General features: G+C 65.0%; 19 protein-coding genes. 6 read left to right on the top strand and 13 right to left on the bottom strand.

The features are described 5' to 3' along the window. Positions 1-153 precede the first annotated feature (153 nt). The 5 genes from L8F45_RS08590 to L8F45_RS08570 all read left to right on the top strand — a co-directional run bounded on the left by L8F45_RS08590 (position 154) and on the right by L8F45_RS08570 (position 5573). Positions 154-1692, top strand: a complete 1539-nt coding sequence (locus tag L8F45_RS08590) for an OpgD/OpgG family glucan biosynthesis protein (RefSeq protein WP_342362458.1) — start codon at positions 154-156, stop codon at positions 1690-1692. Further along, positions 1692-3878, top strand: coding sequence for a glucans biosynthesis glucosyltransferase MdoH (mdoH, locus tag L8F45_RS08585; protein ID WP_342362457.1), 2187 nt, complete (start codon positions 1692-1694; stop codon positions 3876-3878). The genes L8F45_RS08590 and mdoH overlap by 1 nt, the downstream gene beginning before the upstream one ends. A gap of 128 nt (positions 3879-4006) precedes the next feature. After that, on the top strand, positions 4007-4702 hold the full coding sequence (locus tag L8F45_RS08580; protein WP_342362456.1) for a helix-turn-helix transcriptional regulator: 696 nt from the start codon (positions 4007-4009) through the stop codon (positions 4700-4702). A gap of 61 nt (positions 4703-4763) precedes the next feature. Continuing rightward, positions 4764-5135, top strand: coding sequence for a VOC family protein (locus L8F45_RS08575; RefSeq protein WP_342362455.1), 372 nt, complete (start codon positions 4764-4766; stop codon positions 5133-5135). A gap of 9 nt (positions 5136-5144) precedes the next feature. Continuing rightward, positions 5145-5573 carry an EVE domain-containing protein gene (locus L8F45_RS08570; RefSeq protein ID WP_342362454.1) on the top strand — a complete coding sequence of 143 codons (429 nt, stop codon included), beginning with the start codon at positions 5145-5147 and terminating at the stop codon, positions 5571-5573. 75 nt (positions 5574-5648) lie between these two features. Here L8F45_RS08570 and L8F45_RS08565 read toward each other — a convergent pair whose 3' ends face one another. After that, positions 5649-6248: a LysE family translocator gene (locus L8F45_RS08565; protein WP_342362453.1), complete on the bottom strand. Its 600-nt coding sequence runs from the start codon at positions 6246-6248 to the stop codon at positions 5649-5651. Positions 6249-6331: 83 nt separating this feature from the next. Between L8F45_RS08565 and L8F45_RS08560 the strand changes: the two genes are divergently transcribed. Further along, positions 6332-7168: a helix-turn-helix domain-containing protein gene (locus L8F45_RS08560; protein ID WP_342362452.1), complete on the top strand. Its 837-nt coding sequence runs from the start codon at positions 6332-6334 to the stop codon at positions 7166-7168. Here the strand turns inward: L8F45_RS08560 and L8F45_RS08555 are convergent. From L8F45_RS08555 to L8F45_RS08500, 12 genes are all read right to left on the bottom strand, one after another. Then, positions 7131-7859: an ABC transporter ATP-binding protein gene (locus L8F45_RS08555; RefSeq protein ID WP_342362451.1), complete on the bottom strand. Its 729-nt coding sequence runs from the start codon at positions 7857-7859 to the stop codon at positions 7131-7133. The two genes, L8F45_RS08560 and L8F45_RS08555, sit on opposite strands and share 38 nt — an antisense overlap. Next, positions 7852-9132: a lipoprotein-releasing ABC transporter permease subunit gene (locus L8F45_RS08550; RefSeq protein WP_342362450.1), complete on the bottom strand. Its 1281-nt coding sequence runs from the start codon at positions 9130-9132 to the stop codon at positions 7852-7854. Before L8F45_RS08550 ends, L8F45_RS08555 begins: the two co-directional genes overlap by 8 nt. Beyond that, the gene (gene proS / locus L8F45_RS08545; RefSeq protein WP_342362449.1) at positions 9133-10455 is read right to left on the bottom strand and encodes a proline--tRNA ligase; all 1323 of its coding nucleotides are present in this window, start codon (positions 10453-10455) and stop codon (positions 9133-9135) included. A gap of 334 nt (positions 10456-10789) precedes the next feature. Continuing rightward, positions 10790-11503, bottom strand: a complete 714-nt coding sequence (locus L8F45_RS08540; protein WP_342362448.1) for a C13 family peptidase — start codon at positions 11501-11503, stop codon at positions 10790-10792. 96 nt (positions 11504-11599) lie between these two features. Then, positions 11600-11851 (bottom strand): DUF1467 family protein, encoded by a 252-nt coding sequence (locus L8F45_RS08535; RefSeq protein WP_342362447.1) that lies wholly within the window; start codon positions 11849-11851, stop codon positions 11600-11602. Between the two features lie 3 nt (positions 11852-11854). Continuing rightward, complete coding sequence (mce, locus tag L8F45_RS08530) at positions 11855-12259, bottom strand: methylmalonyl-CoA epimerase (RefSeq protein ID WP_342362446.1); 405 nt, start codon at positions 12257-12259, stop codon at positions 11855-11857. 52 nt (positions 12260-12311) lie between these two features. Next, positions 12312-12497: a Flp family type IVb pilin gene (locus tag L8F45_RS08525; protein WP_342362445.1), complete on the bottom strand. Its 186-nt coding sequence runs from the start codon at positions 12495-12497 to the stop codon at positions 12312-12314. Between the two features lie 94 nt (positions 12498-12591). Continuing rightward, positions 12592-14133 carry an exopolyphosphatase gene (gene ppx / locus L8F45_RS08520; protein WP_342362444.1) on the bottom strand — a complete coding sequence of 514 codons (1542 nt, stop codon included), beginning with the start codon at positions 14131-14133 and terminating at the stop codon, positions 12592-12594. Next, entirely contained in the window at positions 14126-16423 is a 2298-nt protein-coding gene (locus L8F45_RS08515; RefSeq protein ID WP_425330017.1) for an RNA degradosome polyphosphate kinase, read from the bottom strand. The genes ppx and L8F45_RS08515 overlap by 8 nt, the downstream gene beginning before the upstream one ends. 29 nt (positions 16424-16452) lie before the next feature. After that, entirely contained in the window at positions 16453-17136 is a 684-nt protein-coding gene (locus L8F45_RS08510; protein WP_342362443.1) for a P-loop NTPase family protein, read from the bottom strand. A 3-nt stretch (positions 17137-17139) separates the two neighbouring features. Then, the gene (locus L8F45_RS08505; RefSeq protein ID WP_342362442.1) at positions 17140-18252 is read right to left on the bottom strand and encodes an AI-2E family transporter; all 1113 of its coding nucleotides are present in this window, start codon (positions 18250-18252) and stop codon (positions 17140-17142) included. Next, a complete protein-coding gene (locus L8F45_RS08500) occupies positions 18249-18779 on the bottom strand; it encodes a CDP-alcohol phosphatidyltransferase family protein (RefSeq protein WP_342362441.1) in 531 nt (176 codons plus the stop codon). Before L8F45_RS08500 ends, L8F45_RS08505 begins: the two co-directional genes overlap by 4 nt. Positions 18780-18897: the final 118 nt, after the last annotated feature.

Genomic DNA, 18897 nt, shown 5'->3' with positions numbered 1-18897 from the left:
CCGTGCGGCCTGCACGCCCTTCGGTCGGCTCCTGCCGGAGCGACGAAAATCGGCTGCAGCGCAGCCCCATCCGAATTCCCAAACAGGCTCTTAGATCGACAGGACGCCGGTTTGGTACAGAGAAGTTTGGGGCCCGGACGCCTCGCCCGATCCATGTCCCGGCGGGATGCGCTCAGCGTCGCCGGCGGCGCTGCTTTCGCGTCTGTCGCGCCTTCGATAAGTCGCGCGCAAACCCCTGCGCCGGCAGGCGAACTTGGCGACGGCTCGCCGTTCAGCGCCGATGCGTTGATGGATTTTGCGCGCGCCCTCGCCAAGAAGCCCTATGCGCCGCCGCCGAATGACCTTCCGGAAGGATGGGCGTCGCTCGCCCGCGATCGCTATGCGGCGATCCGCGCCAACGCCAATTCGTTCCTGTTCCAGGGCGAGGATCGGGGAGTGACGATAGAGCCGCTTCATCGCGGATTCGTCTTCACCCGCCCGGTCCAGCTCAACGTCATCGAGGACGGCAAGGTGCGCCGCGTCATCTATGATCCCGCGACCTTCGATTTCGGCCGCACTCCGCCGCCGCCCGCGGGCGTCGATCTCGCATTTTCCGGGATCCGCATCTTCGGCGACGCCGTGAACGGGCAGAACCGCGAGGTCGCCATCTTCCAGGGCGGCACCTTCTTCCGGGCCATCGCCCGCGCGCAGAGCTATGGCGTCACCGCTCGCGCGTTGGCGCTTCGGCTGGCCGACAGCCGCGGCGGCGAGGAGACGCCCTATTTCCGTAGCCTCTGGATCGAGCGGCCCCCCATTGGCGGGCGGACGGTCAATCTCTACGGCCTGATCGATTCCGACAGCGCAACCGGCGTCTATGTCGCGACGGTGCGACCCGGCGACGTCACCATCATCGATTCCCAGCTCACTTTGTTTGCGCGCGCCGCGCTCGACAATGTCGGCGTCGGCGTGATGTCGGGCATGTATCTCTTCGGACCGAACGAGCGCCGCTCGCAAGACGATATCAGGCCGGCTGTCTATGAAGTTTCGGGCCTGCGCATGGTCCGCGGCAACGACGAAAATGTCTGGCGACCGCTCTCCAATCCACAGACATTGCAGGTGTCGATCTTCGGCGACGAAAATCCGCGCGGCTTCGGCCTCCTTCAGAGGTCACGCGAGCAGATCTGGTTCCAGGATGACGATCAGCGCTTCGAGCGTCGCCCGAGCTTGTGGGTCGAACCCATTGGCGACTGGGGACAAGGCGCGGTTCAGCTCGTCGAAATTCCCTCCGACGCCGAGGTCAACAAGAACATCGTCGCCTATTGGCGGCCGAAGGCGCCGATGGCCGTCGGCGCCGAAGCGACCTATGCGTTCCGGCAGTTCTGGTGGTGGTGGCCGCCCGAACGCACCAAGCTCGCGATCGTCACCCAGACGCGCACGGGAAAGGGCCCGAGCGGGCGTCGCCGCCGCTTCGTCGTCGATTTCTCCGGCGATGCGCTCGGCGATGCGCGCGCCACCGTCGAGATGTCGCCGGTGGCGACGGCGTCTCCCGGCGCCATTTCCAATCTGCGCGTTCTGCCCTACCCCGAAAGGAAGAGTTGCCGCGTGACGTTCGAACTTGATCCCGGAAGCGAGACCATGTGCGAACTCAGGCTCCTGCTCGAGGGCGGCGGCCAACCGTTGACCGAGACGTGGCTCTATCGTTGGACGGCGTGATGGAAGCCAGATTGGCCATCGCGGATGCGCCAACTCCGGCGCCGCCGGTCGCGCCCGCGCCCGACAGCGGCCTGCCGCCCGAAGCCCATCTCGCGATGCCGACGCAATCGTTCCGCCATTGGGGCCGGAGCGAGAAGCGGGCTCATCTCACGGAGGCTTCGAACCGTCGCCCCTGGCTCACGCGCCTGCTGGTGTTCGGCGGCGCGATCGCGCTGACGCTCTATGGCGTGCGCGAAATGATCGCGGTCGTGTCGGTCGGCTCGACCACCTTCCTGCAGTATGTGCTGGTCGCGCTGTTCACCGTGAATTTCTCCTGGATCGCGCTCGCCTTCACCAGCGCGCTGGCGGGCGGCGCGGGCATGGTCGCGCAGCGCTGGTTCCGCAAGCCGACGCCTGAGCCGCTGCGCAAGCGCACCGCGATCCTGATGCCGGTCTACAATGAAGAGACCGCGCGGGTGTTCGCCAATCTCCAGGCGATCCGCGAATCCGCCGACGCGACCGGACAGGGTCACGCCTTCGATTATTTCGTGCTCTCGGATTCAACCCGGCCCGACGCATGGATCGCGGAAGAGCGCGCCTTCCTCGCCATGCGCGCGCGTCTCGGCGAGGATCATCGCTTCTATTATCGCCACCGTCCGAAGAACACCCATCGCAAGGCCGGCAATATCGCCGATTTCGTGCGGCGCTGGGGCGGCGCCTACGAACACATGGTCGTGCTCGACGCCGACAGCCTGATGACCGGCGAATGCATATTGAGGTTGACGCGCGCGATGGAGGCCGATCCCGACTCCGGCATCGTCCAGTCGTTGCCGCTCATCATCAACCGCAACACCCTGTTCGCGCGTCTGCAGCAGTTCGCCGCGAAGGTGTACGGCCCCGTCATCGCCACTGGCCTGTCCATGTGGAGCGGCCGCGACGGCAATTATTGGGGCCATAACGCGATCATCCGCGTGAAGGCGTTCGCCGCCCATGCCGGACTTCCCGATCTCTCGGGCAAGCCGCCCTTCGGCGGTCATATCCTCAGCCATGACTTTGTTGAGGCGGCGCTGATCCTGCGCGCCGGCTGGACCGTTTACATGCTGCCGGACGCGACGGGCTCCTACGAGGAAAGCCCGCCGACTCTGATCGATCTCGCCGTGCGCGATCGCCGCTGGTGTCAGGGCAATCTCCAGCATTCCCGCGTCATCGGCGCGAAGGGGCTGACCTTGCCGACGCGGCAGCATTTCGCGACGGGCATCATGTCCTACCTCGCCTCGCCTTTCTGGCTTGGCCAGTTGCTCGTCGGCGTCGTGCTGGTGCTGCAGACGCAATATGTGCGTCCGGAATATTTCACGACGGAATTCACACTGTTTCCGGCATGGCCGCGGTTCGACCCCGAGCGCGCGCTGTCGCTGTTCGAACTGACGATGGCGATCCTGATTGCGCCGAAGATTTTCGGGCTATTGCTGACGATGTTCGACGGCCGCATGAGGCGCACCTGCGGCGGCTCGTTTCGCCTTCTCATTTCGGGCGTGATCGAGATCATCCTGTCGGCGCTGATCGCGCCGCTGATGATGCTCATCCAATCGGAGTCGGTGTTCCAGATTCTGCTTGGACGCGATTCCGGCTGGAATCCGCAGCGCCGCGGCGACGGCACCATCCCGTTCAAGGACATCGTGCGCCGCCATCGCATGCATATGGCGCTTGGCTTCGTGACGGCGATCGCCGCCTTCATGATCTCGACCTCGCTGTTTCTCTGGATGTCGCCGACAATTCTCGGACTGGTGCTCGCGATTCCACTGTCGTTCATCAGCGGCACATTGACCGCGGGCCTCGCATTGCGACGTCTTGGACTGCTGCGCACGCCGGAGGAGAGCAATCCGCCCGAGATCGTCATTCGCGCCAACGCGCTGGCGCGCGAGCTCGCTCGCGACGAATTCGACGATGCCGACGGGCTGGCGGCGCTCCATGCCGATCGCGCTCTCATGGCGGCGCATGAGGCGATGCTGCCGAAGGGCGCGCCGCGCAAGCGCGGCGACATTCAGGCCGACCGCGCCGTCGCCATCGCCAAGCTCACCGATGCGCATACGCTGCAGGAAGCGCTGTCCTGGCTCAAACCGCAGGAGCGCATGATCGTGCTCAACGATCGCGCGCTGTTGGCGCTGATCGGCTCCCTGCCCGATCAGAGCGAGCATCAGGCGGCGTGAGGACGCCTGGAGCAACGTGCGGAAAAGTGGGAACCGGTTTTCCGCAAAACGTTGCGACAAAAAAGATGGAGCGGCGCTGCGATTCTATTCGAATGCGCGCTGCTTTGAGCTGATCTGAGAGGCGCGTCATGGCGCGATCGGAACGCCTCCTCGATCTGCTGCAGGTCCTGCGCCGACATCGGCGTCCGGTGAGCGGCCAGTCGCTCGCCGAAGAACTCGGGATCAGCATCCGCACGCTTTATCGCGACATCGCGACGCTTCAGGCGCAGGGCGCCGGGATCGAAGGCGAGCCCGGCGTCGGCTATGTCTTGAAGCCCGGCTTCATGCTGCCGCCTCTCATGTTCGCCGAGGAGGAGCTGGAAGCGCTGGTGCTCGGCTCGCGCTGGGTCGCCGATCGCGCCGACGAACGCCTCGGTCTCGCGGCCCGCAACGCGCTGGCGAAGATCGCGGCCGTGCTGCCGCCCGATCTGCGCGCCGACCTCGACGCGTCAACGCTGCTCGTCGGTCCCGGAGAGCGCCTCGTCCCCGACAGCGTTGACCTCGCTGTCGTCCGCAAGTCGATCCGCTCCGAGCGCAAGCTCCGGATCAGCTATCGCGACCGCGACGGCGCGCCGACGGAACGGGCGATCTGGCCTTTCGCGCTTGGCTATTTCGATCGCGTGCGCGTGGTCGTCGCCTGGTGCGAATTGCGGCAGGGTTTCCGCAATTTCCGCGCCGACCGGATAAATATCCTTGAAGCGACCGACATCCGCTATCCCCGCCGGCGGCAGGCGTTGCTGAAGGAATGGCGCGAAGCCGAGAACATCCCGCCGCCTCCGGATTGATGCTGCCAGAATCTGACAGCAGCGGCGCGTAGGGTCTCTTCATCAACGAAGGAGATCCGAAATGCCAAACCCGAATTTCCTGCTGCTCTTTGTCGACAGCCCCAAGGCCAGCGCCGATTTCTACGCCGGCCTGTTCGACCGGCCGCCGGTCGAATCCTCGCCGACCTTCGCGATGTTCGCCCTCGAGTCCGGCCTGATGCTCGGCCTCTGGTCGCGCCATACGGCCGAGCCCAGGCCGGCCGCTCTGGCCGGTGGCGGGGAGCTTGGCCTCACCGTCGCGGACGCGGGGGCTGTCGACGCGACGTTCTCGAACTGGAAGGCGCGCGGCGTCTCGATGCTGCAGCAGCCGACCGACATGGATTTCGGCCGCACCTTCGTCGCGCTCGACCCTGACGGTCATCGGCTGCGCGTCTTCTCCGCTCCCCAGGGATGAGAGGTCGCGATGACAAGGTTCTGGATCGGCGTCGCGTCGGCCGCGCATGTCCGGATCGGGCGCGCGCAGGGCTTCATGCAGGTGAATCACGGGAAGGCCGCGCCGCTCCGGCGCGTCCGTCCCGGCGACGGCATCGTCTATTACTCGCCGACCGTGACGCTGCGCGGCGAGGATCGCCTGCAAGCGTTCACGGCGATCGGAACGGTTCGGGATCGCGAGCCCTATCGCGGCGAGATGGGCGGCGGCTTCGAGCCGTTTCGCCGCGACGTCGACTGGGCTGGGGCGGAGGAAGCGCCGATCAAGCCGCTGCTCGAGGAGCTCGAATTCACGAAAGGCAAATCGAACTGGGGTTATCAGTTGCGATTTGGGTTGTTCGAGATTTCCGAGCAGGATTTCGCGGCGATCGCGCGCGCGATGAAGGCGCGCATCGCTTTATGAAGGCGGCCTCATCGCCGCCAGTCTCCGGAAGACAAGCCAGGCGAAGCACGCGGCGCAGAGAAAAGCGCGGCGACGTCACCAGAACACCGGGATAAGCGACAGCACGAGCAAGCTGGCCATCGACCAGTTGAATATCCTGTGAGCGCATGGATCACCGAGGAGCTGCGCGATCGCCGCGCCAAATCCGCCCCAGAACGCGGCCGATGCAAAGCAGGCCGCAACAAGCACGCTCGTGATCAGCGACGTCTCGCGTATAGCGTCGCCGCCAACCGTCGTGTAGGTCGCAAGGGCGCCAATGGCCGTCATCCACCCCTTGGGATTGACCCATTGGAAAAGCGTTGCTTCGACGAAATTGATCGGCCTGCCCCGCGCTTTGTCGCCGCTAGCCGCGTCAGCGCGCGCGATGCGCCAGGCAAGATAAAGCAGATAAGCGGCGCCAGCATATTTCAGCAGCGCATGCAGACGCGGCTCCGCATGAAGAAGGCTGGCGACACCGAGGCCAGCGGCCATGACGATCACGGCGAAGCCAAATGTGACGCCAAGAATATGCGGGATCGCGCGGCGAAAGCCGAACGTCGCAGCCGACGCCGTGACCATGACGACGTTCGGTCCTGGCGTCAGGCACATCGCCGCTGCGAACAGGATCAAGGGACCGAGCATCACGCCGCCATTCATCTCAAAACGTCCCCTGTCCGTCGCTCATCAGTCGTGGCAGCATGCGGCCCGAACGCAGCGCCGCAACTACCTCAAAGGTGCTCATGACGCATGAGACGAATTTCGCGGCAAAGCTCAGATGGTGGCGAGAGCGCCGCTCGCTCTCGCAACTCGCGCTCGCCGCGCGCGCTGGAATCTCACAGAAGCATTTGAGCTTTCTCGAGCTTGAGCGCGCGGCGCCGAGCCGCGAGATGATTGATCGGCTGGCGCAAGCGCTCGATCTTCCGCTCAGACCGTACAACGCCTTGCTGCTTGCCGCGGGCTTCGCGCCGGAATGGCGCGAACGCGATCTCGCATCCCCGGACATGGCGCAGATCGCAGGCGCCCTCGACTATATGCTGGCGCAGCAGGAGCCTTATCCCGCCCTTGTCGTCGATCGCTGCTGGAATCTGCTCAAGAGCAACGGAGCGGCCGTGCGAATGGTCGAATTCCTTGTCGGCCCGATCGCGCCGGGAACCGCCATTAATCTCGCCGACGCGCTTGTCGCGCCCGATGTCCTGCGGCCGCATCTCGTGAACTGGCCGCAGGTCGTGCGTCATTTCATCCGCAGCGTCGAGGCGGACGCCGCGGCGGACGAAGCGCCCGAGATGACGGCGCTGCTCGATCGATTGCTGAGCTACAAGGGCGTTCGCGCCGCGCTCGATCAAGACTCGATCCGGAGCGATTCAAGCCCGGTGCTCGCGATGCACTTTCGCAAGCGCGATGCGTCGCTGCGTCTCTTCACCACCATCGCGACGCTTGGCACGCCGCAGGATATCACTTTGCAAGGCTTGCGGATCGAATGCTTCTTCCCGATGGACGAAGCGACGGCCGAGATTTTCCGGAGTTGGGCGAAGGCGCCGCTTACGCCATCTCGACCGTCAGTCCGTTCTCGATCGTGATGCGGCGGTCGAGCCGCGCCGCGAAATCCATGTTGTGGGTCGCGATCAGCGCCGCGAGATTGGTGGCGCGCGCGAGTTCGACAAGCGTCACGAACACATGGTCCGCGGTCTTGGGATCGAGATTGCCTGTCGGCTCGTCCGCCAGCAGCACGCGCGGCGCGTTGGCGACGGCGCGCGCGAGCGCGACGCGCTGCTGCTCGCCGCCCGACAGTTCCGCGGGGCGATGGGTGAGGCGCTTGCCGAGCCCGAGATAGTCGAGCAGTTCCTTGGCGCGCGCGTCCGCCTGCCTTTGGCTCAGGCCCGCAATCATCTGCGGGATCGCGACATTTTCGAGCGCGGTGAATTCCGGCAGCAGGTGATGAAACTGATAGACAAAGCCGATGTCGTGGCGGCGCATCGCGGTGCGCCTGGCGTCATCGAGCGCGACTGTCGGCGCGCCGCCGACGAAGACCTCGCCTTCATCAGGCTTGTCGAGCAGCCCCGCCACATGCAGCAGCGTTGATTTGCCCGCGCCCGACGGCGCAACCAGCGCCACCGCTTCGCCGGGCCAGAGCGCGAGATCGGCGCCTCTCAGGATTTCAAGCGAGCCCTCGCCTTCGCGATAGCGGCGCGCGACCTGCGACAGGAACAGCGCCGGCTCGGCCTGCTTCTGCGCCGCCGATGGCGATTGCTGCGGACCGGCGTCAGCCATAACGCAGCGCCTCGACCGGGTCCGTCTTCGCGGCCTTCCATGAGGGATAAAGCGTCGCGAGCAACGACAGCACCATCGTCACGACAACGACGGCTGCGATCTCGCGCGGATTCATCTCCGCCGGAATCTCCGTGAGAAATCGGACTGTCGGGTCCCATAATTGCGTGCCCGTCACCCAGGACAGGAAGCGCTGGATCGCCTGGATGCGCCAGCAGAAGACGACGCCGAGAAGAAAGCCCGCGAAGGTGCCGGCGGCGCCGATCGCGCAACCGGTCATGAGGAAAATCCGCAGGATCGCGCCGCGCGTCGCGCCCATCGTACGCAGCACCGCGATGTCCTGCGCCTTGTCGCGCACGAGGATGATCAACCCTGAAATAACATTGAGCGTTGCGACCAGCACGATCAGCGTCAGGATCAGGAACATCACATTGCGCTCGACTTCGAGCGCCGAGAAATAGCTGCGGTTGCGCTGGCGCCAGTCGGCGACGACGCCGGGCCGGCCGATCGCCTCTTCGATGACGGGACGATAGCGGTCCATGCGATCGGGATCATCGACATAGATCTCGATCGAGGACGCGTCGTCGTCGCGGTTGAAGAAGGTCTGCGCCTCCTCGAACGGCATGAACAGCAGCAGCGTGTCATACTCCGACATGCCGATCTCGAAGATCGCGACGACGGGATAGGATTTCACGCGCGGAGCGACGCCGAACGGCGTCGAGGTTCCGCGCGGGCTGATGAGAGTCAGCGAATCCCCGACATAGAGGCCAAGCTGGTCGGCGAGACGCCGCCCGATCGCGACGCCCTTCTCCGCATCGAAATTCGCCAACGATCCGCTGCGCACATTATTGGCGATATAGGGTATGCGGACGATGTCCTGCTCGCGCACGCCGCGCGCATAGACGCCGCTGCCGCCCTGGCTCACCCCTGAGGCGAAAGCCTGTCCCTCGACCACGGGCAAGGCGAGCGTGACGCCCGGCGTCTTCGACAATCGCGCCGCGACTTCGGAATAATCGGTGAGCGGGCGGTCGATAGGCGTCACGAAGGCGTGGCCGTTGACGCCGATGATCTTCGACAGAAGCTCCTTGCGGAATCCGTTCATGACGGAGAGCACGACGATCAGCGTCGCGACGCCCAGCATGATCCCTATGAACGAGAACAGCGCGACGACCGACAGCGATCCGCCCTGCCGGCGCGCGCGCAGATAGCGGCCGGCGAAGACAAGCTCGAACGGCGCGAAAGCGCGCGTGTCGAGCGGCGCGGCGGCCTGAGCCATTTAGATCGAGATCGCCGCGACGGCGTCGGCGAGCGGAACCAGCGTGCGTTCGCCGGTGGCGCGCCGCTTGATCTCGACCTTGCCGTCGGCGAGCCCGCGCGGGCCGACCATGATCTGCCAGGGAATGCCGATGAGATCAGCGGTCGCGAACTTCGCGCCCGGCCGCTCGTCGCGATCGTCATAGAGCACGTCGAACCCCTTCGCCGTCAGCGATTGGTAGAGGCTGGCGCAGGCGCCGTCGGTGGCGGAATCGCCCTGCTTCAGGTTGAGCAACGCAACCGAGAAAGGCGCCGCCGCGTCTGGCCAGATGATGCCGGCGTCGTCATGGCTCGCCTCGATGAGCGCCGCGGTCAGACGCGACGGACCAATGCCGTAGGAGCCGCCATGGATCGGAACCTGCTGACCGTCGGGCGTCGCGACGTTGGCTTTCATCGGCTCGGAATACTTCGTGCCGAAGTAGAAAATATGACCGACCTCGATGCCGCGCGCCGAGGCGCGACGGTCCTCGGGGATCGCATTGAACGCCGCTTCGTCATGCATCTCCGATGTCGCGGCGTAGAGCGACGTCCATTTGTCGACGATCTCCTGCACGCGGCCGATCTCATCGAACGGCGTATCCTCGGCGGGCGTCCCGAAATCGAGATAATCCTTATGGCAGAAGACTTCGCTCTCGCCGGTCGAGGCGAGGATGATGAATTCGTGGCTCAGATCGCCGCCGATCGGGCCGGTGTCGGCGCGCATGGGAATCGCCTTCAGACCGAGACGCGCGAAGGTCCGGAGATAGGCGATGAACATCTTGTTGTAGGAGTGGCGCGCGCCGGCCTGATCGAGATCGAAGGAATAGGCGTCCTTCATCAGGAATTCGCGCGAGCGCATCACACCGAAGCGCGGCCTCACCTCGTCCCGGAACTTCCACTGGATATGATAGAGATTGAGCGGCAGATCCTTGTAGCTCTTCACATAGGCCCGCAGGATGTCGGTGATCATCTCCTCGTTGGTCGGCCCGTACAGCATCTCGCGATCATGGCGATCGCGGATGCGCAGCATCTCCTTGCCATAAGCTTCATAGCGGCCCGACTCGCGCCAGAGATCGGCGGACTGAATCGTCGGCATCAGAAGCTCGATCGCGCCCGAACGATTCTGCTCTTCGCGGATCACGCGGTTGATCTTGTCGAGCACGCGCAGGCCGAGCGGCAGCCAGGAATAGCTGCCCGCCGCCTGCTGTCGGATCATGCCCGCGCGCAGCATCAGCCGATGCGAGACGATCTCCGCCTCCTTGGGAGTCTCGCGCAGGATCGGCAGGAAATATCGGGTCAGACGCATGGGGAAACCGGCGAACTCTCAAGATTCGGGCGAGGCGAAGAGGCGGCAAAGAACAGGATTGATCCAGTGGACGCAAGCGATGGCTGAACTGACATGTTGCTGGTATGCCACATCCGGGGAAAAATGATGGCAATTTTCATTTGACTTCGTTCGCCGAGTGCGGTCCTTTCCCTCCGCGTCGACAAGCCGCACTCGGAAGTCGTCGCGGTCCAGGTGTCGGGAGGAAAGGTCGCCGGGCAAATAAAAACCAACGCCCATTATTCGCGACCAGATGATCTGGCAGGCTTGAGGTAGGACAGGGTTATGCCCTGTCCTTCTCTTTTTTCGACCCCTTTCAGCGCGCCGCCGCGAGCATCCGCGCCGCCTGCCCGCCCATGCTCATCTGCGGATTCGAGGGGATCTGGCCGTCGCGACGCTCCCAGGCGGTGACCGTCTGCCGGGCGATGGCGAAGGCCGAGCGCAGATCGCGCGCCCGTGGCATCGCCTCGCTGAACAAGGCTTCGCCGAACCAGGTGTAGTTGCGGTCGTTCTGGCATCCGAACGAAGGATGCGCGGCATCAGATGCGGTGATCACGGCGCTCGTCGGTCCCGACAGCGGCCCGATGAACTGGCCGGAATAGCAGGCGGAAATCACCACGACGCGATTCTTCACGCCGGCTTCGGCAAGGAAACTCCTGAGCTGACCGGGCGTCAGCACCTGCAGCAGGCCCGGCCCGCGCAGCACGACGCCGCGCCCTTTGACGCCATGCGAGGTCACCAGCAGGAACAGGATGTCGCGCTCGCGATCCATCCGTCCGGCGGCCTCGAAGATCGCGTTGCGAATGCCGGCAAGATCGGCTCCCACGCCGAAGCCGTTCGAGATCGTGGCGCTCGACGCCAGCGGATATTTCTGCGCCAGCACGCTTGCGGCGCCGTTCGCCTCGTTGATGAACACATTCTGCTCGTTCGAGGCGGCGACGCCGAGATAATGGACGCGCTGGGCGCTCGCATCGCCGCCGGCGCAGAAGAGCAACGCCGCAAACAGAAAAGCGCAGACGCGTTCAAGCATGAGGAAGTCCTTCACCGCCGCGGCAAGTCCTAGCAATCGAGGCCGGGCGCGGCGAGCTTAATGAATGAGCGCTTGAGAAGCCCCGCGGGCTCTCGCTCAGGCCGCCCAATCGAGAAGCTGGCCGCCATACAGCGCGATCACGGCCGTCGCGGCGAGCGCCACGATGCTCGTCCAGATCGCTTTCCTCACGAGCTGCGGCGCGACCGGCGCGCCCGGTTCGGTTCCCGGCGCAATTTCACCGGCCTCGGCCTGGCTGCGCACGCCGAACGGCAGCACGGCGAACAGCAGCACCCACCAGACGACGAAATAGATCGCGATGAGGCTGCCCCATGGAATCGAGATCGACATTGCTCAGGCCTGCTCGAGCTCGACGAGCGTTCCGTTGAAGTCCTTCGGGTGCAGAAATAGAACCGGCTTGCCATGGGCGCCGATGCGCGGCTCGCCGGAGCCCAGCACGCGCGCCCCGCCCGCCTTCAACCGATCGCGCGCCGCGATGATGTCGTCCACCTCGTAGCAAATGTGGTGGATGCCGCCATCGGCGTTGCGTTCGAGGAACTTCGCGATCGGCGAGTCCGCGCCGAGCGGTTCGAGCAGCTCGACCTTGGTGTTGGGAAGCTCGACGAAGATGACTGTGACGCCATGCTCGGGCTGCGGCAGCGGCGCCGACACTTTCGCCCCGAGAAGGTCGCGATAGGTCGCGGTCGCGGCGGCGAGATCCCGCACAGCGATCGCCACATGGTTAAGACGGCCGATCATCGGGCGGCTCTATCAGCGGCGGCGGATCGCGTCCATGCGCCCTTCCGCCACTCTACTTTGTTGGAGGCGTTCCGCCGCTTCCGCCGCCAAGCTGTTCTGCGGCTTCCAGAAAAACGGCGATGAGTTTCTTGCCCCCGACCCCTGCGACACCGAGCAGCGCCAGGGCGACGAAAGCCGTCACCAGCGCCTCTTCCAGCGCGGTCGCGCCGGCCTCGTCCGTCAGGAACCTCTTGAACATCGCCGCACAACCTGTCCGCGATTGCGGTGGCGGAGCCAAACATCAGCGCGATTGCCGCGGCCAGCGAAACCTTTTGTTTACCCTAAGATCGCGATCAGGCGATTTTCGCCTCACCGGCGGGCGCGCTCGCCACGCGCAGCGCCGGAAGCCGTCCAACCACCCGCGCGAGCTGCTTCAGCCGGTTGAACAGCCGGTCGCTCGCCAGAGGAGCAAGATCGGCCGGCAGATCGAGCGCGACCTGTCCGCCCTCCACCTGCAGCGGCGTCCGGGCCAACACGTCGGGCATGGCCGCCGAGACGAGATAGGCGACGCGCATCAGCGCGCCGAGGATGCGGGCGCGGTCGATCATCCTTGTGCTGCAAAGCTCGCGGATGCGCGGCGACACCTCATCGTCGAGACCCATATGCCTGTGGAAGATCGAGAGCGCGATATAGGCCCGGCCGGGATGGTCCACTCCGACGAAGGCCGCATGGGCGATGATGTTGAGGCTCTGTTCGCCGCGATAGTCCGGATGCGCGCGCCAGCCGATGTCGGCCAGCAGGCAGGCGGCGTGGCGCAACCGCTTCTCCTCCGCCGTCTCTTCGAGCCTCGACGAGCGCATGAAATGATCGGTCCAGGCGATCAGATCTTCGCCATGGCGCGGGGCGCGCGAGCGCAGGATGTTCAGTTCACGCGCCGCCGACAGAAGCGGATCGAGTTCGCGGGTCTGCTCGTCGAGAAATTCAAACAGCAGCCCCTCGCGCACGCCCATCGCCGACATGATCACCTGCGAAGGCTTCGCGCGCTTGATCACTTCTTCCAGCACCACGGCGCCATAGGCGAGCAGCGGGCGCCGCGCGGCGGAGATCTTCTCGATCGAGTCCAGCATATCAGGTTCGACGCGCTGCACGAGATCGGCGAAATCAACCGCGTCCTGCGCCTGCATGACATAGCCGTGGGTCACATGCAGGGGATAACCGAGCTGATGGATATGCAGCGTGGTCAGCGACCGCCAGGTGCCGCCGACCATGTAGAAAGCGCGGCCCTTGCCGGAGTCCAGCGCATCGACGCCTTCCAGCGCCTTGCGCACGATCTTGCGCGCTTCCTTGATGGAGTCGCGAGATGCGTCCTGCAGCGCAAGGCCGCCGAGCGGCGTGGTCTTGCCGGCGCCGACGCGATGTCCCTTCACGTCGATCAGTTCGAGGCTGCCGCCGCCGAGATCGCCGACGATTCCGTCGGCCCTGTAGAAGCCCGAAGCGACGCCGAGCGCCGACAACTGCGCCTCGCGCTTGCCCGACAGCAACTCGATCCGCTGGCCGAGCACCGCTTCGGCGCGCGCGATGAATTCAGGGCCGTTCGAGGCGTCGCGCGCTGCGGCGGTCGCGACGACGTGCAGATGCTTGACCTGCATCGTGTCGCATAGCACGCGATAGCGAGCGAGCGCCGCCAAGGCTTTTTCGATCGCCTGATCATTGAGGCGACCGGTGATCGCGACGCCCTTGCCGAGCGCGCACATCGCCTTTTCGTTGAAGATCGATGTCGGCGCGCGCGTCAGCCCCTCATAGGCGACCAGGCGCACCGAGTTCGAGCCGATATCGATGATCGCAACAGGATCTCCGACATCGAGTCGTCCCTGCGCTCCAGGCGTTTTAGCCATCGCGTCGCCGCTTTCCTAACCTCTCTGACAACCGCCGCGGCGTCGAGACCGCAAGCGACTTTCCGCGCCCCGACAGGCTTGGATTGGTCATGAAATAATTATGCGCGTTGAACGGCTCCTCGTTCTCGCCGCGCTCGATGCGGGTGGACGAGCCGTCGCTGTTCACCCGCCAGCTCTGCTCGTTGTCGAGGAGATTCGCCACGAGGATCTGATTCAGGACCTGCTCATGCACCGTCGGATTTTCAATCCGCAGAAGCGCTTCCACGCGCCGGTCGAGATTCCGCTGCATCATGTCGGCTGACGCGATGTAGAGCGCCGCCTTCGCATGCGGCAGGCCATGGCCCTGCCCGAACGCATAGATGCGGCTGTGTTCGAGAAAGCGGCCGATGATCGATTTCACGCGGATATGCTCCGACAGGCCCGGCACGCCGGGCCTGAGCCCGCAGACTCCACGAATCACGAGATCGATTTCGACGCCTGCATTGCTGGCGCGATAGAGCGCATCGATGATGTCAGGATCGATCAGGGCGTTGCATTTGAGCCAGATGGCGCCGGGCCGACCTTGCTGAACGAAGGCGATCTCCTCGTCGATATGCTTGAGGATGCGCTGCTTCAACGAGAGGGGCGACACCGCCATACGCTCGAGCTCCGCCGGTTCGGCGTAGCCGGTGATGAAGTTGAAGATGCGCGCCACGTCGCGCGCGATCGCGGGATCGGCGGTGAAATAAGACAGATCGGTGTAGATGCGCGCGGTGATCGGATGATAGTTGCCGGTGCCGACATGGCAATAGGTGACAAGCTGTCCGCCTTCGCGCCTCACCACCATCGACAGCTTGGCGTGCGTCTTCAGTTCGAGGAAGCCGAACACCACCTGCACGCCGGCGCGTTCGAGATCGCGCGACCAGCGGATATTCGCCTCTTCGTCGAAGCGCGCCTTGAGTTCGACGAGCGCCGTGACTGACTTGCCGGCTTCCGCCGCCTCCGACAGCGCCTTGACGATGGGGCTGTCGTTTGAGGTGCGATAGAGAGTCTGCTTGATGGCGACGACGTTCGGATCGCGCGCCGCCTGCGTGAGGAACTGCACGACGACGTCGAAGGATTCGTAAGGATGATGGACGACGAGATCCTTCTGGCGGATCGCCGCAAAGCAGTCGCCGCCATGATCGCGGATGCGCTCGGGGAAACGCGCATTGTAGGGCGTGAATTTGAGATCGGCGCGATCAAGCGAGACGAGCTGCGACAATTCGTTGAGCGCCAGCATGCCGTCGATGAGGAACACCTCGTCCGGCCTGACGTCCAGCTCTCCAACGACGAACTGCTGCAGCGACTCCGGCATCTTCGATTCGATTTCAAGACGGATCACCGATCCACGGCGTCGGCGCTTGATCGCGGTCTCGAACTGAAGAACAAGATCTTCGGCCTCTTCCTCGATGAAAATATCGCTGTCGCGCACCACCCGGAAGGCGCCGAGGCCGCTCGCCGAATAACCCGGGAAGAGCCTGTCGACGAAAATCGCGATCGTCTGTTCGAGCGCAATGAAGCGCGAGCCGCCGGTCTGCGCGAAATCGGGCAGCCTGATCAGGCGCTCGACCTTCGGCGGCACGCGGATCAGCGCGTCGAGCGCGCGGCCGTCTGACTGCCGCGACAGCGCCAGCGCCAGCGTGAATCCAAGATTGGGGATGAACGGGAAGGGATGCGCCGGATCGATCGCGAGCGGCGTCAGCACCGGGAAGATGTGATGGATGAAATGCTCGGAGAGCCACTGCTGCTCATGCTTGGTGAGATCAGGCGCCTCGACGAGCACGATGCCGACTTCGAGAAGCTGGTCGCGCAATTTCAGCCAGCGCGTCTGCTGGTCGCGCACGAGCGACTCCGCCTCGGCGCGAATGCGGATGAGCTGTTCGGCCGGCGTCAGCCCGTCTTCCGAGACGAGTTCCGCCTGCGAGCGGATCTGCCCGCGCAGGCCAGCGACGCGAACCATGAAGAATTCGTCGAGATTGTTCGCAGAGATCGACAGAAAGCGGAGCTGTTCGAGCAGCGGATGATGGGGGTTCGAGGCTTCCTCGAGCACGCGCCTGTTGAAGCGCAGCCAGGAGAGCTCGCGATTGATGAAGCGCTCCGGCGATGTCAGCAGCGCCGCAGGATCAGATTTCGCAGGCGGGGCGTCGACCGTCGCCGCTGTCACGCCATTCGCCGCCACAGTCTTGACCGCCGCCGCTCTCGCCACTTCGCCCTCCTCCATCACCCCGGGCGGGCCCTCCCTGGACGCGCGAACCGGCTGCCGAGCCATGGGCCGGGGCTGTGACGGTTCGATGACGCTCATCGCGCGGTCTCCTGCGCGGCGGAGAGCCGCGCGATCGTCTCCTGGGCCATGGCCCGCGTGATACGACGGCCGGCCGCGAGCGCTTCCTGGTCCAGCGCATCAACGATGGAACGCGCCGCGGCGAAACTGCGCTCGCCGCGGGAGATGATGGTTTCGATGACGCGCGTGTCAACCGTGAGCTGCCGGTCCATGAACAGCTTGACCAGCAGGGCCCGCAGGAGCCCGTCATCCGGCGCCTCAATGGCGGCGACAGGCGCCCGGCGCAGGCGCGAGACAAGATCGGGCGTCGAAAGCCCCCAGCTCCCCGGCTCCGTCCGCGCGGTCATGAGAACAAAGCCGCCCCTTTCCCGCATGACGTTGATGAGATGGAAGAGTTCAGCCTCGTCGAGACGCGCCCGGTCGGCGTCCTCGATCAGCAAGGCGCCATTGGAGACGAGATGCGGAACATCGCCCGCGCGGAGAACCGCCGGCGCTCGCCAGGCGTGCGCGCGCTCGGCCCAGATCGCGGCGAGATGCGATTTCCCCGCCCCCTCCGGTCCCACAAGAACGAGAAGAGCATCGGTCCATCCGTCAGGCCAGCTTTCGATCGCAGCGTAGGCCGCCTCGTTGCTGGCGCTGACGAAGAAGTCCTCGGCGCCGCGCTTCTCCTCGAACGGCAGTTCCAGCGGAAGTTGCGTCATGGTTTAGGTTGCGCTGTCGGGCGCATCGGCGAGATAGATGTCGCTGGCGAGATAGGCGCGCAGCGCGTGCCGCGCGAGCACGCCGGTCGCGGCCGCCATCGGCAACGCGAGAAGGACGCCGGCGAAGCCAAACAGCGAGCCAAAGGCGAACACCGCGAACATCAGCCAGAGGGGATGGAGGCCGACCGCTTCGCCGACCACCTTCGGCGTCAGCACATAGCCCTCAAGAAACTGGCCGGTGACGAACACCAGCACCACAAGCCCGACCGACGTCCACACCGGCCAGAACTGGACGATGGCGACGAGCAGCGCGAGCGCAAAGGCGATAATGGCGCCGAGATAGGGAATGATGGTGAGCAGCCCGCCGATCGCGCCAATGACGAAACCGAAATTAAGCCCGACCAGCATCAACCCCACGCCATACCAGATCGCGAGAAACAGGCAGACCGTCGCCTGCCCTCGCAACGCCGCCGCGACCGCATTGTTGGCCTCGCGCGCGATGCGCCGGACGCGCGCGCGATCCGCCAGCGGCGTCCAGCCGTCGAGCGCAGCGATCATGCGACGCCAATCGATCAGCAGATAGATCGCGACGATTGGGGCGACGACGACGAGCGACGCGAAGCTCGTCAACGCCTGGCCTCCGCTCGCGAGCGATCGGGCGAAGCCGACAAGCCATCCGACCACGGGCCCAATGAGGTCGCCGGCCGACTGGTCGCCGCTGCCGGGGGGATTGATCCCGAACCGCTCCCAGCCGCCGAGTTTCGTCACCCAACCGCCAACGGTCGCATTGATCAGTCTTTGCAGCTGGGCCGCGTAGTCGGGCAGCCGGTCGAGCAGCGAGGCGAACTGTCCAGCGAGCGGCGGCGCAATGATCGCGAAAAGCAGCACCAGCAAGAACAGGGCGAGCGCGACGATCAGCAGAGTCGCGGCCCATCGCCTCACGCCCAACCGTTCCAGACGATGCACCACGGGATCGAGTAGATACGCCAGCACGAAAGCGGCGATGAAAGGCGGAAGCGCGCTCTGCAGCAACCAGAGCAGCGTGACCAGCGCCGCGAACAAGACAGCCCAGAAGGCGCGCCGGCGCCCGGCGGCCGCGCTTTCAGGCGGCGTCACTCGGCCATGTGTCGTGTCCACACCGCGAAATAGGCGGCTCCTGACGCCAGGGTCAAGGCGGCGACGACCAGCACGCCGCCATCGATGAGCGGTCCCTGGGGAAGCTGGAACGCGCGTGTTCCCAACACGCAGGCGGCGAAGGCGATTTGCGCCACCGTGTTCAGCTTGCTCACCTTGAGCGGTCTGATCTCCAGCGGGCGATCCATGATCCAGGCGACGATCACTGCGCCAAGGATGATGACGTCGCGGAAGACCACCAGGATCGCCAGCCACGCGGGAAGCACGTCGACCACAGCCAGCGAGACATAGAGCGAGACGAGCAACGCCTTGTCCGCCAGCGGATCGATGAAGGCGCCGAGCTCGGTCGTCATGTTGAAGCGCTTGGCGATGAAGCCGTCGACAGCGTCCGATACGCCGGCGATGACGAACAGCGCGAACGCCCACTGCCAATTGCGCGCGACAATCATCGCGATCACCAACGGCACGAGAATGATTCGGCCGAGTGTGATGAAATTCGGCAGACTCATGCGCGCTCACCGACCCCTGCCTCGACATTAAGCAGCGTCATGAACTGTATGCAACGCGACCACGCCGGGCCGGCTGTGCTTGCGCTCCCCCTTTTTCGCGTCTACGGCGAGTCACACC

The sequence above is a fragment of the Terrirubrum flagellatum genome, assembly GCF_022059845.1.
Taxonomy (GTDB): Bacteria; Pseudomonadota; Alphaproteobacteria; order Rhizobiales; family Beijerinckiaceae; genus Terrirubrum; species Terrirubrum flagellatum.
This window is presented reverse-complemented; position numbering and strand designations above follow the sequence as displayed.

Bases quoted from the DNA above. Each gene is read 5' to 3' on its own strand.
- L8F45_RS08590 (WP_342362458.1), top strand. From the start codon at position 154: ATGTCCCGGCGGGATGCGCTCAGCGTCGCCGGCGGCGCTGCTTTCGCG.
- mdoH (WP_342362457.1), top strand. From the start codon at position 1,692: ATGGAAGCCAGATTGGCCATCGCGGATGCGCCAACTCCGGCGCCGCCG.
- L8F45_RS08580 (WP_342362456.1), top strand. From the start codon at position 4,007: ATGGCGCGATCGGAACGCCTCCTCGATCTGCTGCAGGTCCTGCGCCGA.
- L8F45_RS08575 (WP_342362455.1), top strand. From the start codon at position 4,764: ATGCCAAACCCGAATTTCCTGCTGCTCTTTGTCGACAGCCCCAAGGCC.
- L8F45_RS08570 (WP_342362454.1), top strand. From the start codon at position 5,145: ATGACAAGGTTCTGGATCGGCGTCGCGTCGGCCGCGCATGTCCGGATC.
- L8F45_RS08565 (WP_342362453.1), bottom strand. From the start codon at position 6,248: ATGAATGGCGGCGTGATGCTCGGTCCCTTGATCCTGTTCGCAGCGGCG.
- L8F45_RS08560 (WP_342362452.1), top strand. From the start codon at position 6,332: ATGACGCATGAGACGAATTTCGCGGCAAAGCTCAGATGGTGGCGAGAG.
- L8F45_RS08555 (WP_342362451.1), bottom strand. From the start codon at position 7,859: ATGGCTGACGCCGGTCCGCAGCAATCGCCATCGGCGGCGCAGAAGCAG.
- L8F45_RS08550 (WP_342362450.1), bottom strand. From the start codon at position 9,132: ATGGCTCAGGCCGCCGCGCCGCTCGACACGCGCGCTTTCGCGCCGTTC.
- proS (WP_342362449.1), bottom strand. From the start codon at position 10,455: ATGCGTCTGACCCGATATTTCCTGCCGATCCTGCGCGAGACTCCCAAG.
- L8F45_RS08540 (WP_342362448.1), bottom strand. From the start codon at position 11,503: ATGCTTGAACGCGTCTGCGCTTTTCTGTTTGCGGCGTTGCTCTTCTGC.
- L8F45_RS08535 (WP_342362447.1), bottom strand. From the start codon at position 11,851: ATGTCGATCTCGATTCCATGGGGCAGCCTCATCGCGATCTATTTCGTC.
- mce (WP_342362446.1), bottom strand. From the start codon at position 12,259: ATGATCGGCCGTCTTAACCATGTGGCGATCGCTGTGCGGGATCTCGCC.
- L8F45_RS08525 (WP_342362445.1), bottom strand. From the start codon at position 12,497: ATGTTCAAGAGGTTCCTGACGGACGAGGCCGGCGCGACCGCGCTGGAA.
- ppx (WP_342362444.1), bottom strand. From the start codon at position 14,133: ATGGCTAAAACGCCTGGAGCGCAGGGACGACTCGATGTCGGAGATCCT.
- L8F45_RS08515 (WP_425330017.1), bottom strand. From the start codon at position 16,423: ATGGCTCGGCAGCCGGTTCGCGCGTCCAGGGAGGGCCCGCCCGGGGTG.
- L8F45_RS08510 (WP_342362443.1), bottom strand. From the start codon at position 17,136: ATGACGCAACTTCCGCTGGAACTGCCGTTCGAGGAGAAGCGCGGCGCC.
- L8F45_RS08500 (WP_342362441.1), bottom strand. From the start codon at position 18,779: ATGAGTCTGCCGAATTTCATCACACTCGGCCGAATCATTCTCGTGCCG.